Below are 12,946 nucleotides of genomic sequence, written 5' to 3'. Positions count from 1 at the left end.
GCGGCTGCTGGGTGATCATGGAGTACGGGCCGGTGGAACGGGCGTGGATCTTCTCATCGACAAGGTGGTGCAGCTTGAGCAAGTACATGTAGCCGATGGAGACCGGATACGGGTACGGCTCGCCGGAACGACCGTCGATGAGCGTGGCCTTACCGTCTGGGTTGACCATGACTTCGCCGTCGCGGTTGGGACGCGAGTTGGCCAGCAGGCCTGCGAGCTCCTCGTTGGAAGCACCGTCGAACACCGGGGTGGAGGTCAGGGAACCAGCTGGAACCTCGAGGAGGTCCGCAGGCAGGGTCTTGACCAGCTCAGCGTTGTCCGGGTTCTCAGGATCCACGGACCAACCGGCAGCTGCCAACCAGCCCAGGTGGGTTTCCAGAACCTGGCCGATGTTCATACGACGTGGAACACCGTGGGTGTTCAGGATGATGTCCACCGGGGTACCGTCCGGCATGAACGGCATGTCTTCCTGAGGAAGAATCTTGCCGACAACACCCTTGTTACCGTGGCGGCCGGCGAGCTTGTCGCCATCCTGGATCTTGCGCTTCTGGGCAACGTAGACACGGATCATCTCGTTGACACCTGGAGCGAGATCGTCATCATCTTCACGGGAGAAGTGACGAACGCCGATGACCTTGCCGGTCTCACCGTGTGGAACCTTCATGGAGGTATCGCGGACTTCGCGTGCCTTTTCGCCGAAGATGGCGCGCAGGAGACGCTCTTCCGGAGTCAGTTCGGTCTCGCCCTTGGGGGTGACCTTACCGACCAGGATGTCGCCGTCGCGGACATCTGCACCGATGCGGACGATGCCACGTTCGTCGAGGTCCTTGAGCACGTCCTCGGAGACGTTCGGGATGTCACGGGTGATTTCCTCGGCACCGAGCTTGGTGTCGCGGGCATCGATCTCATGCTCCTCGATGTGGATGGAGGTCAGGATGTCCTGCTCCACGATGTTCTGGTTGAGGATGATCGCATCCTCGTAGTTGTGACCTTCCCATGGCATGAATGCCACGAGCAGGTTACGTCCCAGAGACATCTCACCGTTGAAGGTACCTGGGCCGTCAGCGAGAACCTGGCCGGCCTCAACGCGGTCGCCCTGGTTGACCAGTGGCTTCTGGTTGTAGCTGGTGCCCTGGTTGGTGCGCTGGAACTTACGCAGAATGTAGGTGTCGCGCTTACCCTCGTCATCCATGATGGTGACGATGTCGGCGGTGACGTTTTCCACGACACCCGCCTTCGTGGTGATGACCAGGTCGCCGGCGTCGTAGGCTGCGCGCTGTTCCATACCGGTACCCACGAATGGGGCCTCGGCGCGGACCAGTGGCACGGCCTGCTTCTGCATGTTGGCACCCATCAGTGCACGGTTAGCATCGTCGTGCTCGAGGAATGGAATCATCGCGGTGCCCACGGAGACCATCTGACGTGGGGACACGTCCATGTAGTCAACGTCGGCGCGGGCGACCATGGCGATGTCGCCATCCTTCAGGCGCACGGTGACGGTGTCATCGGTGATGACGCCGTCGCTGTAGTGGGTGTTCGCCTGTGCAACCACGAAGCGATCTTCCTCATCAGCGGTGAGGTAATCGATCTGATCGGTCAGCTTGCCATCAACGATGCGACGGTAAGGGGTCTCGATGAAACCGAATGGGTTCACGCGTGCGTAGGACGCGAGGGAACCGATCAGGCCAATGTTCGGGCCTTCCGGGGTCTCGATCGGGCACATGCGGCCGTAGTGGGACGGGTGCACGTCTCGCACCTCAATGCCGGCACGCTCACGGGACAGACCACCCGGGCCGAGAGCCGACAGGCGACGCTTGTGGGTCAGGCCCGACAGCGAGTTGTTCTGGTCCATGAACTGGGACAGCTGCGAGGTTCCGAAGAACTCGCGGATGGCAGCGGAGACCGGACGAACGTTGATCAGGGATGTCGGAGTGATGGACTCCGCATCCTGGGTGGTCATACGTTCGCGGACGACGCGCTCCATGCGGGACAGGCCGACACGGACCTGGTTCTGGATCAGTTCGCCAACGGTACGGAGACGACGGTTACCGAAGTGATCGATATCGTCGGTCTCGACTGGGATGTCCTCACCGGTTGGGGAGGTCATCACACGCTCACCTGCATGCAGGCGGACGAGGTACTCGATGGTGGTGGCGATGTCCTCTTCAGTGAGGGTCATCAGACCGTCATTGTCGCCGCCGAGTCCGAGCTTGCGGTTGATCTTGTAACGGCCGACGCGGGCCAGATCATAACGCTTGGCGCGGAAGAAGCTGTTGTCCAGGAGGGACTGCGCAAGGTCGCGGGTGGGCTGCTCGCCCGGACGCTGCTTGCGGTAGATCTCCAGCAGAGCCTCGTCGGTGTTTGCCACACCGTCGGACTCGAGGGTGGACATCATGATCTCGGAGAAGCCGAAGCGCTCCGTGATCTGTTCGGTGGTCCAGCCCAGTGCCTTAAGCAGCACGGTGACTGGTTGACGACGCTTACGGTCGATTCGGACGCCAACGGAGTCGCGCTTATCGACGTCGAACTCGAGCCATGCACCACGGGAAGGAATAACCTTCACGGCATGCAGGGGACGCTCGGTGGACTTGTCGATGGTCTGGTCAAAGTAGACGCCCGGGGAGCGGACGAGCTGACTGACCACAACACGCTCGGTTCCGTTGATGATGAAGGTTCCCTTATCCGTCATCATCGGGAAATCGCCGATGAAGACAGTCTGGGACTTGATCTCACCGGTGGTGTTGTTCACGAACTCTGCGGTCACATACAGTGGCGCCGCATAGTTGATGTCCTTTTCCTTGGCCTCGTCAATGGTGTTCTTGACTGGCTCGAAGCGTGGCTCCGAGAGGCTCAGGGACATGTTTCCAGAGTAATCCTGGATTGGGGAGAGCTCCTCGAGAATGTTCTCGAGGCCGCTGGTCACGCGGGCTCCCTCGCCGAACTCTTCCTGCTGACGCACACGCCATTCAGACGTGCCGATCAGCCAGGAGAAAGAATCGAGTTGAAGATCTAGTAGCCCGGGCACCTCAATTGGCGCGGACACCTTTGCGAAAGAATAACGCTTAGGTGCGCCGGGAATGTCGACGACTGACTTGGTCTGGCGGGAGACTGCCAAGATGGGTCCTTCCAGCACCTCACGCGGGTGAGCCACACGGGGGCTGGTCAAGGCCCGCATGAGCATCACAACCGCTGGTATTTTGAGCAATTGGTCTGCTGAGGAAGCCGCATCTCATTTGGTCTCAGATAGCACTGAATGACCTTGTCAAATCGGTTTTTTCAACCATTTCGATCAAGGTCTTGAGCGATATCCAGACGAAAAAGAGTCACGGATTCCAACGCAACGACTCAGCTTATACCACAGTTGTGCAGAAGTAAAGAACAGATTTTTCAATCGGGCGCATCTCGTGCTATCGGGAGCCAACCAGGACCATACCTGCGATGCAAGCCATGCGGGCAGCTGCACAGTATACGGTGACTTAAGCCACGAATGCATTTCCCAGAGACATCTGCTTCCCTGTTCCACCAGCACCCTAACAAACATCACCGGGTTTCTCGCAATTCGCACAGCTTCTTTCCCTACCGGAAGTGGTGGAAAACCCCTGCTGAACTGGATCATCGGGATTCTATTCTCAGGTGTTTTTCCGGCTGAAAAGACCGAAGAAACCGAAAGATCCGGCGAATCCGATCAGTGCCAGGATCACACCTACGATGATGCCGATGGTGTTGGCGGTACGGGAGAAATCACCATTGGGGATGGTGCCAGCCTGGGCCACCAGATCAGTGACCTGCTCATCGGACAGGGAACCGTGGAAGCTGAAAACCTGCTCATATTTCTCAGCATTGCGATCACCGTAGAAGTCATCAATCTGCTCTTCAATATCCACCACCAGGCCGGTGCGCTGGTCTACCCAGTAGTCACGGGTGGCATCATGGTAGAGGTAGCCGGTGGTGGTGCCGCCATCCTCACGGGTCAGGGTGGTGGTGTTGGAGGGATCGGCGAAGGATTCCGCCACATTGGCGTTGTCGATGACCTGTCGGTAGTGCATGATGGTGCGGCCATCAATCTCCACGGATTCAATGAAGTCCGCGGGCCGTGACTGCCGCAGGGTGGTGTCCAGAACCTGATAGGAGGTCTCCTGGGCGTCTGTGGGGAACTTCAGCCAGTTGCCGTCCACGCTGAAGTTCAGGGTGGGGCTGGCCAGCTGACTGGTCATGGCCACATCAGAGAGCACCTGACCGGAGAAGCGGTCAATCCGAAAACTGTACACGGAGGCTGAGAGCAGTCGCTCCTGCTCGGTGCCGGCCTCGCCTTCACGGCCGTGGAGGAAGGTGTCCCCCACCCGCAGCGTCGCCTCATCAGCGTTGGCGGGATCCATCACCTGGAAGTGGAGCTGCCTGGTGATGGGCGTGTCAATGAGCCCGGCCTCCGGATCGGAGTTCAGTCGGGTCTGGCCATTGTCATCGGTGAGGGTGTAGGTGGTTGCTTCCAGGTCGAGGGGTAGTCGACCATCAGCGTGCACAAAGCTGGGTGCCACAAGGCCCCAGGCAATTAGTGCCACACCAATTCCGAGCAGCAGCGCGGAGAAAATCCTGGTTTTAGGCAGCATGCGGACGATGTTACCGCACCGGTGTGCCGTGCTTATCGACGTCCCCTGGTGCGCCGCGTACAAGCAACGGGAAAACCCCCGTCGCTGCGAAAATTCGCAATGACGGGGGCTTCAAGGCATCTGCAAGAGATGCTAGTAAGAAAGTTCTTACTTGAGGGTAACCTTGGCGCCAGCCTCTTCGAGCTTAGCCTTGGCAGCCTCAGCGTCTTCCTTGGAAGCAGCTTCGATGATTGCCTTAGGTGCGCCCTCGACGAGCTCCTTAGCTTCCTTCAGGCCCAGACCGGAGACGAGCTCGCGGACAACCTTGATCACGCCGATCTTCTTGGCGCCAGCGTCCTCGAGGACGACGTCGAACTCGGACTGCTCTTCAACAGCAGCAGCAGCTTCGCCGCCAGCAGCAGCAACTGCGACTGGAGCAGCAGCGGTGACCTCGAAGACCTCTTCGAATTCCTTAACGAACTCAGAGAGCTCGATGAGGGTCATTTCCTTGAAAGCCTCAATGAGCTCGTCCTTGGTGAGCTTAGCCATGGTGGCGTCCTTTCGTTTGGGGCGTTTTCACGCCCGTGAAAATATGGGGTAAAACTGTTGCGCCTGGAGTGGCGACTTAAGCGTCCTTCTTCTCCTGGAGCGCAACCGCGAGGCGCGCAACCTGAGAAGCTGGGGCATTGAACAGGCCAGCGGCCTTTGCCAAGTTGCCCTTCATGGCGCCGGCAAGCTTCGCGAGAGTGGTCTCGCGGTTGTCCAGCTCAGCAATAGCCTTGACCTGATCTGCGGTCAGAGCATTGCCATCCATGTAGCCACCCTTGACTACGAATGCCTTGTTGTCGTCGCCGAACTTCTTCAGCACCTTTGCGGTATCGACAGCCTCGCCCTTGATGAAGGCAACAGCGGTCGGACCGGTCAGGAGATCATCAAGGCCCTCGACGCCAGCTTCAGCAGCGGCGATCTTAACAAGGGTGTTCTTGGCGACGGAGTACTGGACGTCATTTCCCAGTGCCTTACGCAGCTCGGTGGTCTGAGCCACGGAGAGTCCGCGGTACTCGGTGAGCACGATTGCATCGGTCTCAGCGAAACGGGTCTTCAGTTCAGCCAGAGCTGCATTGTTCTTAGGGTTTGCCATTACTTCGCCTCCTTCCTCTTATATGTATCTACTGATCCGCGGGACTTCACCACAGGCTGGATCCTAAAAGGGTCAGTCCATGAAAAAAGCCCCGTGCAAGAGCACAGGGCGCATCACATTCCACATAAGGGAACCTAAGGCGTTACAAGTGTCTCCTGCGTGGGCCGTTCCAAGATGAGGAACCTTCGATCCGCCAGAGCGGATGACCAACGGTCTTCGGTGAACCTTGAGTACAACCGGATTAAAGGTTGTTCAAACTTCGGACTCTGACTTTATACCACACGATCTCTCATACCAAATCGTCGACAGGGGTCAGGAGAAATCGCGCAGAATCCGTTTGAACACCCAGTCAGCGGACATGCCGTGCACACCGCCACCGGGACTGGTGGAGGAGGATGCCATGTACAGTCCCGGCCCCAGCTTGTAGGGCACGCGACGCAGGGCCTGGATGCCAGCGGTGGCGCCACCGCCGACATCGCCGCCGATCAGGTTGGGGTTCCACTGTTCCAGATCCACCGCGCTGTTCTCCACCACCTTGAGGATGCGGTCCCGGAAACCGGGGGCGAAACGTTCGATCTGCCGGAGGATCCGTGTGGTGGCCTGCTTGTCCTCAAATCCCTGTGGCACATGGGCATAGGCCCAGACCACCGTGGCATCGCTCGGGCCTCGGGAGGGGTCGGCCACCTGCTGCTGACAGACCAGCACGAAGGGTTTCTCCGGCAACCTGCCCGCGGCGGCCTCGGATTCGGCGAGCTGGATCTCGTCCAGCCCACCGCACACGTGCACGGTCGTGGCATCCGCCACCTCGGGATTCGACCACGGGATGGGGCCATCGAGGAGGATGTCGAGTTTGTAGGACCCGGGTCCGTACTTCCACTTCTTCATGATCCGGGACGCACGGTGGGACAGTTCCACACCCTTGAGCCGGGATACCTGGGCCGGGGTGAGGTTGAGCACGACCGCGTCGGCATCGGAGAACTCGCGCAGATCCTCCACCGGGTGATCCGTGTGGATGGTGCCGCCGAAACTCTCCAGGACGCGAACCAGTGCATCCACCACGCTCTGCGTGCCGCCGACCGCGACCGGCCAGCCGTGCACCATCCCCAGGGAACTGAAGAGCAGACCGAAGGAGGCGGTCAGGGGCTGCGCCGGCGGGGTGATGGCATGGACCGCGGACCCGGAGAACAACACCCGGGCCTCCTCCGTCTCGAAGGCGGCGCGGGCCAGGGTGCGTGCGGGCAGCAGGGCGAGCGCACCGAAGGTGGCCATCTTCACCGGGTGCGGCGGGAAGCGGAGCACCGGCCCCAGGACGTTTTCCAGGTGCTTGTCCAACCCCCGGGTGACCAGGCCGTGGACCTGCCGCCACCGGGAGGCGTCCTCACCCAGCTGGGTGGCGGTGGTGTCAAGACCACGGCTGAGAAACGCCGCGCGACCGTCGTCGAGGGGGTGCGCCATGGCGTAGCGTGAATGCGCCCACTCCAGGCCGTGTGCCTGCAGATCGAGGTCTTTGAATACCGGCGAGGCGATGCCGAACGGGTGGGCGGCGGCACCCATATCCACGATGGTCCCCTCCCCCAGCACGGGGGCGGATCGGGCCGCACCGCCCGGACGGCTGCCCTGTTCATACACGTCGACCTGCCAGCCCTCACGGGCGAGGAGACATGCTGTTGTCAATCCATTCGGACCCGACCCCGCGACCACTGCACGGCGTTTTCTCTCAGGATGCTTCGTCACCCCACCTACGCTACCTTTCCCCGCGATCAGGGTCGGGCACCCCGGGGTGGGTTCACCGCGGCGCGGGCCATCCGCTGGAGGATGTCGGCGATCTGATCGAACTCCGCTTGGGACTGGTTGATCAACTCCGCACCGCGGTGGATCATGGCGTCGATCAGGGGGCGGACCGTCTCCACCTCATCGCCCAGGAGTTCCCGCAGTGCCGGATCCAGGCCGTTGTGTGATTCCTGGACCCGTTCATCGGTGAAGGTCTCAGGCAGGGTGCTGGCCGCGGACATCAGTGGGCCGTGGGACCCTTCCACAAACAGTTTCAGGGTGACCCGGATATACGCCGCCAGGCGCTCCGCCGGGTCGGACCCCACGCGGTCGAGTTCCGCGGTGAGGCTGTCCAACCAGGCCGGGATGGCCTGCAGGAGCAACTGGATGATGAGATCCTTACCGGAGGCCACATAGAGGTAGACGCTGGAACGTGCCAACCCGACCTCGGCGGCCACCTCGGCGATGGTGGGAACCTTCCCATCACTGTCGACGATCAACCGCTCCGCCGCGTCGAGCACCGCCCGGTGCTGGGCGGCACGGTGCTCCGGGACTGATGGCTGGTTTATCCTAGGCATGTCATGAGCTTAGTCCCTGGGTGTGAGCCGGCCATCGACCATGTCGTAGACGCGGTCGCAGTGCTCGATCACTTCGAGGTCGTGGGTGACCATGACACCAGCGACGCCGAGTTCGTGGCATTCGTGGGCCAGCAGCCGGACGATCTCATGGGCGCGGTTACGGTCGAGGGCGGCGGTCGGTTCGTCGACAAGCAGCAGGTCCGGCCCGCCCACCAGGGCGCGGGCGATGCCGATGCGCTGACGCTCACCACCGGACAGGGTCGCCGGACGGTGATCCGCGCGGTGGGACATCCCGACGGCGTCGAGCAGCTCATCGTTGCTGCGGCGACCGCGACGACCCAGGATCCGGGCCGCCAGCTCCAGCTGATCGCGCGCCTTGAGGGCGGACGGCAGATTGCCGGAGGACTGGAAGACGAACCCGATGTGCTCACGGCGCACGCGCGCGAGCTCCTTGTCGGACAGGCCCGTGATGGACTCCCCCGCCACCTGCACATCGCCGGAGTTCGGGGTGGTCAGTGCGCCGGCCACAGCCAGGAGGGTGGATTTACCGGACCCCGAGGGGCCCACGATGGCGACGAATTCACCACGGTTGACCTGCAGGGAGACCCCGTCGAGGGCATGGACCTGCGAGTCGCCGTCGCCATAACTGACGCGGACATTGTCAAGAATGAGTGCGGGCGTGGTCATCGGTTCTCTCCCAGGGCAGAAAGCGGATCGGTTCGGGTGACTCGGTAAACGGCGATGAACGCGCCGATGAGTCCGGAGACAAAGAGCATGGCGGCACCGCCCAGGACGGAACCCCATTCCGTGGAGAACGGCATCGGGGTGGTCTCCAGCCACAGACCCAGCCCCACCGCGAGCGACACACCCACGAGGATGGACAGCGCGAGGATGACCACGGCCTGACCGAGGCTGTCGCGCAGGAGGAACCCGCGGGTGGCGCCGATCGCGCGCATCACGGCGATATCGGCGGAACGTTGGATGGTCCAGACCAGGAAGAAGGCGCCGGTGACCAGCGCGGTGATGATGTAGAGGAACCACTCGATCATGGACAGGGTCATGGTCTCCGCGGTGTAACCCGGTGAGGAACCGAAGCTCTCCTCCAGGGTGCGCACGTCAAGGCCGGTGTCAGCCGAGAGCGCGTCGGTGTCCGTGCCGGAAGCCTTGGCGACGATCACCGATGCCTGCTCGTAGGCGTAGTCGGCGGGTGCCTCACCTGCGCGGGCACCGGCGTGGACCTCCTGCCAGGTATCCAGCGGGACATAGGCGAGATCGACGTGACCGAAGGTGCGCTGATCATCGGTGAAACCGGTGACGACGAACTCGGTCTCCAGACGGTCGACGGTGATGGTGTCACCGATGGAGATGCCGGCATCCTCGAGGGTGCCGGAGACGATGGTCTCACGCGTGGTTGTGGTCGGCTGCCCCGGGACGCGATCAGCGTTGATGGCGGGCAGGCCCTCCGGAGCGATGAAGGAATCAGGTTCCACACCCACGAGGGTGAGATCGATCGGGGTGCCCTCCTGATTACGGGCGTTGATGAGCGACAGTCCCATCGGGGTGGCTTCCTCCACGCCGTCGGCCGCGGCCAGGGTGTCGGTGTCGTCCAGGTTCACCACCGAACGGGTGAAGGCGGAATCGGTCTGGGTGCCGTCCTCGAAGGCGATGACATCCGCGTCAAGGGCCTTGAGGCCGGAGACGCCGTCATTGACCAGACCGGCAGTCAGGCCGGAGATGATCACGATGAGGATGGACATCAGGCCCAGGACAAGGCCCATGAGTAGGAATCGGGTGCGCGCGAAGAGCATGTCGCGCCAGGCTAGAAACATGGAAATGTACTCCAGGTGGTATCGGGGGTGTGAACGCCGACCCGAAATAAACTTATCGACGCTGTGTCGATATCTTAACAACGCTGTGTCGGTAACTCTATTCGCGTTGTGGCCTGGGCGCTGGTTTTCCCGGGGTGCCACTGGGTTTGCGCAGGTTGCGGTGAGCGAGGTGAGGGGGACATCACAATTTGCACGCGGGAGGCCGAGGGGCGAGGGTGCCTGGAATGGGCTCCATGGCAAAAACTGTTGGTTTGTGGGTGCGGCGCTGGCAAAACCCCAGGATGGGTTTTGCAAAACAACAGTTTTTGCCAGTCACCCCCTCCACCCCGCGCCCCCGTGAACGAAATCGTTGGTTTACCCGCCCCACATCAACAAAACCCCAGGACACCTCCCACAAACCAACGATGTCGTTCAACCCGGGCACGAAAAGACGCCCCTCCCTCCCCGCATGGGGAGGAAAGGGCGTCAGTCAGAACCGGAGAACCGGTACAGAACCGATCCGTCGGGGCAGGTTTATGCCTCGGCGGTGTAGTTCTTGGTGATGTGGGTGTCCACAGCAACACCAGGACCGGTGGTGGAAGACAGGGTGATCTTCTTCAGGTAGATGCCCTTGGAAGAGGAAGGCTTGATACGGAGCAGCTCGTCGAGGAGTGCGCCGTAGTTCTCAGCCAGTGCCTTGGCGTCGAAGGATGCCTTGCCGATTGCAGCGTGCAGGTTGGAAGCCTTGTCAACGCGGAAGGAGATCTTTCCGCCCTTGACCTCTTCGATGGCCTTGGCGACATCGTTGGTCACAGTGCCGGTCTTAGGGTTAGGCATGAGACCACGTGGGCCCAGGACGCGGGCGATGCGGCCGATCTTGGCCATCTGGTCTGGGGTTGCGATGGCAACGTCGAAGTCGGTCCAGCCACCCTGGATCTTCTCGACGAGCTCGTCGGTGCCGACGAAGTCAGCGCCAGCAGCCTCAGCCTCGGTTGCCTTCTCGCCTGCAGCGAAAACTGCAACGCGGACGGTCTTACCGGTGCCGTTTGGCAGGGAGACGGTGCCACGGACGAGCTGATCAGCCTTACGTGGGTCAACGCCCAGGCGGATGGCAACGTCAACGGAAGGATCGAAGTTCTTGGAAGCGGTCTCCTTGACCAGCTCAGCAGCCTCAATCGGGGTGTACTCGCGGCCAGCGTCGATCTTCTCGGCGGCAGCGCGGAAAGCCTTGGAATTCTTGCTCATTGTGTAATTCCCTTTCGCGGAATTTTGTGGTGTACGGACCGAAGCTGGTCCTGCCACAGGAAAACAAATCTTGAAATGGTGCGTTCCCCTCTTTTTTCTGTCACCAGATCAAGAGGGGGTCACGGTGGCTGAAAATTAGCCTTCGACGGTGATACCCATGGAGCGGGCGGTGCCGGCGATGATCTTGGCAGCAGCGTCGATGTCGCGTGCGTTGAGGTCTTCCTGCTTGATCTCTGCGATCTCGCGGATCTGAGCCATGGAAACCTTACCGACCTTGTCGGTATGAGGAACTCCGGAGCCCTTCTGCAGGCCAGCAGCCTTCAGCAGCAGCTTGGCTGCTGGTGGGGTCTTCAGCTTGAAGTCGAATGAACGGTCTTCGTAGACGGTGATCTCAACTGGGATCACGTTGCCGCGCTGGTTTTCGGTTGCAGCGTTATAAGCCTTGCAGAATTCCATGATGTTGACACCATGGGCACCCAGTGCAGGACCAACAGGAGGAGCAGGGTTAGCCTGTCCAGCCTGGATCTGCAGCTTGATAAGTCCGGAGACCTTTTTCTTCTTTGGAGCCATCGTTTGACCTACTTCCTTGTTACCGGGGATGCGATGGGGACGATGTGAAACCCCGCAACACTTCCCCGTCCGGATGCTCGATGCCGCTAGCAATTTCACCTGTTCACAGGCTTTAATTGGATCGTCACGTAACCGGGCCACCGGGGATGAACGTTTGATTGCGCATCAGAAAACACGCGGTTGTCCACTCTACACGCATCAACTGACAAAACCAAAGATCTGCTATGTGGAGAGCGCAAAGGCCCCCTGTGGGAAAATCTGACAATGTTGGTCAGTCTTCCCACAGGGGGCCTTGGTCTTCCTTCAGCAGTGAAGGGGGGTCTGTCTTAGTTGACCTTTTCCACCTGGTCGAATTTCAGGTCAACCGGGGTCTCACGGCCGAAGATGGAGACCAGTGCTTCAAGCTTCTGGTTTTCAACATCAATGGAGGAGATGGTTGCGGAGACAGATGCGAAGGCACCGGTGAGGATGGTGACCGCTTCGCCAACCTGGAAGTCCACGGATACCTGTCGGGAAGCGGAATCGCTAGGCATGGCCACAACCTGCTCGCCTTCGGCGGTGGTTGGTGCTGCATCGCCGGCAGCGACAGCAGAGTCCTGGGGCATGAGGAACTTGGCCACATCGCGGTGCTTGACGGCGGTGGCGTTGCCCTCGTTGCCCACGAAGCTGGTGACACCCGGGGTGTCACGGACGACGGACCAGACGCGGTCGTTCATTTCCATGCGGACGAGAACATAGCCTGGCAGCAGCTTGCGCTTGACCAGCTTGCGCTTGCCGTCACGGATTTCCACAACCTGCTCGATGGGGACGACAACCTCGTAGATGTCATCCTCGACCTCGAGGGTCTGCGCACGCATGTCAAGGTTGGCCTTCACCTTGTTCTCATAACCGGAGTAGCACTGGATGATGTACCAGGAACCTGGCTGCTTCTTCAGTTCGCGGGTGAACTTACGCAGGCGTGCCTTGTATTCAGCATCGGCGTCAACCTCCTCGGTGTCACCGAGGGCAGCGGCAGCCTGTGCCACATCGTCGGAAGCCTCCTGAGTGTCTTCAGCAGCAGCCTGATCGAGGCCCTCGCCGATCTCAAGGTCAGCTTCCTGGATGGCCTGCTCATCCACGGCGAACTCGTTGTTGTTCTCTTCGCTCATCTTGCGTGTTCTCCAAACCTGATTGTGTCAATACATCCCTCGCCCCCACTGCCTGATATTGGCGCCGAGGGGATGTGTGCGTTGGCTAGTGCCTCTTTGA

Annotated in this window: 11 protein-coding genes; all 11 read right to left on the bottom strand. The window is 60.7% G+C overall.

Translation table 11 applies throughout. The annotated features are described in order from the left end of the window. Window positions 1-3,133 (bottom strand): DNA-directed RNA polymerase subunit beta (locus Q0M74_RS09395; protein WP_293953725.1); only part of this gene is annotated, 3,133 nt, incomplete at its 3' end. Between the two features lie 496 nt (window positions 3,134-3,629). Continuing rightward, window positions 3,630-4,607, bottom strand: coding sequence for a DUF3068 domain-containing protein (locus Q0M74_RS09390; RefSeq protein ID WP_293953722.1), 978 nt, complete (start codon window positions 4,605-4,607; stop codon window positions 3,630-3,632). Window positions 4,608-4,754: 147 nt separating this feature from the next. Beyond that, on the bottom strand, window positions 4,755-5,135 hold the full coding sequence (gene rplL, locus Q0M74_RS09385; protein WP_293953720.1) for a 50S ribosomal protein L7/L12: 381 nt from the start codon (window positions 5,133-5,135) through the stop codon (window positions 4,755-4,757). Between the two features lie 76 nt (window positions 5,136-5,211). Then, window positions 5,212-5,727 (bottom strand): 50S ribosomal protein L10, encoded by a 516-nt coding sequence (gene rplJ / locus Q0M74_RS09380; protein ID WP_293953718.1) that lies wholly within the window; start codon window positions 5,725-5,727, stop codon window positions 5,212-5,214. Window positions 5,728-6,039: 312 nt separating this feature from the next. Further along, the gene (locus tag Q0M74_RS09375; RefSeq protein WP_293953716.1) at window positions 6,040-7,461 is read right to left on the bottom strand and encodes an NAD(P)/FAD-dependent oxidoreductase; all 1,422 of its coding nucleotides are present in this window, start codon (window positions 7,459-7,461) and stop codon (window positions 6,040-6,042) included. Between the two features lie 26 nt (window positions 7,462-7,487). Beyond that, window positions 7,488-8,075 carry a TetR/AcrR family transcriptional regulator gene (locus Q0M74_RS09370; protein ID WP_293953714.1) on the bottom strand — a complete coding sequence of 196 codons (588 nt, stop codon included), beginning with the start codon at window positions 8,073-8,075 and terminating at the stop codon, window positions 7,488-7,490. Window positions 8,076-8,084: 9 nt separating this feature from the next. Then, a complete protein-coding gene (locus Q0M74_RS09365; RefSeq protein WP_087061761.1) occupies window positions 8,085-8,762 on the bottom strand; it encodes an ABC transporter ATP-binding protein in 678 nt (225 codons plus the stop codon). After that, window positions 8,759-9,904: an FtsX-like permease family protein gene (locus Q0M74_RS09360; RefSeq protein WP_293953712.1), complete on the bottom strand. Its 1,146-nt coding sequence runs from the start codon at window positions 9,902-9,904 to the stop codon at window positions 8,759-8,761. Before Q0M74_RS09360 ends, Q0M74_RS09365 begins: the two co-directional genes overlap by 4 nt. Window positions 9,905-10,417: 513 nt before the next feature. Then, complete coding sequence (rplA, locus tag Q0M74_RS09355) at window positions 10,418-11,128, bottom strand: 50S ribosomal protein L1 (protein ID WP_293953710.1); 711 nt, start codon at window positions 11,126-11,128, stop codon at window positions 10,418-10,420. Window positions 11,129-11,263: 135 nt separating this feature from the next. After that, window positions 11,264-11,698, bottom strand: a complete 435-nt coding sequence (gene rplK / locus Q0M74_RS09350) for a 50S ribosomal protein L11 (protein ID WP_293953708.1) — start codon at window positions 11,696-11,698, stop codon at window positions 11,264-11,266. Window positions 11,699-12,024: 326 nt separating this feature from the next. Beyond that, window positions 12,025-12,846 (bottom strand): transcription termination/antitermination protein NusG, encoded by an 822-nt coding sequence (gene nusG, locus Q0M74_RS09345; RefSeq protein WP_293953706.1) that lies wholly within the window; start codon window positions 12,844-12,846, stop codon window positions 12,025-12,027. Between the last annotated feature and the right edge of the window lie 100 nt (window positions 12,847-12,946).

It is taken from the genome of uncultured Corynebacterium sp., assembly GCF_945649885.1.
Lineage (GTDB): Bacteria > Actinomycetota > Actinomycetes > Mycobacteriales > Mycobacteriaceae > Corynebacterium.
The sequence above is the reverse complement of the archived record's forward strand: the minus strand, read 5'-3'. Positions and strand labels throughout refer to the sequence as shown.

Excerpts from the sequence above, each read along its gene's own strand:
- Q0M74_RS09390 (WP_293953722.1), bottom strand. The coding sequence starts at position 4,607 with ATGCTGCCTAAAACCAGGATTTTCTCCGCGCTGCTGCTCGGAATTGGT.
- rplL (WP_293953720.1), bottom strand. The coding sequence starts at position 5,135 with ATGGCTAAGCTCACCAAGGACGAGCTCATTGAGGCTTTCAAGGAAATG.
- rplJ (WP_293953718.1), bottom strand. The coding sequence starts at position 5,727 with ATGGCAAACCCTAAGAACAATGCAGCTCTGGCTGAACTGAAGACCCGT.
- Q0M74_RS09370 (WP_293953714.1), bottom strand. The coding sequence starts at position 8,075 with ATGCCTAGGATAAACCAGCCATCAGTCCCGGAGCACCGTGCCGCCCAG.
- Q0M74_RS09365 (WP_087061761.1), bottom strand. The coding sequence starts at position 8,762 with ATGACCACGCCCGCACTCATTCTTGACAATGTCCGCGTCAGTTATGGC.
- Q0M74_RS09360 (WP_293953712.1), bottom strand. The coding sequence starts at position 9,904 with ATGTTTCTAGCCTGGCGCGACATGCTCTTCGCGCGCACCCGATTCCTA.
- rplA (WP_293953710.1), bottom strand. The coding sequence starts at position 11,128 with ATGAGCAAGAATTCCAAGGCTTTCCGCGCTGCCGCCGAGAAGATCGAC.
- rplK (WP_293953708.1), bottom strand. The coding sequence starts at position 11,698 with ATGGCTCCAAAGAAGAAAAAGGTCTCCGGACTTATCAAGCTGCAGATC.
- nusG (WP_293953706.1), bottom strand. The coding sequence starts at position 12,846 with ATGAGCGAAGAGAACAACAACGAGTTCGCCGTGGATGAGCAGGCCATC.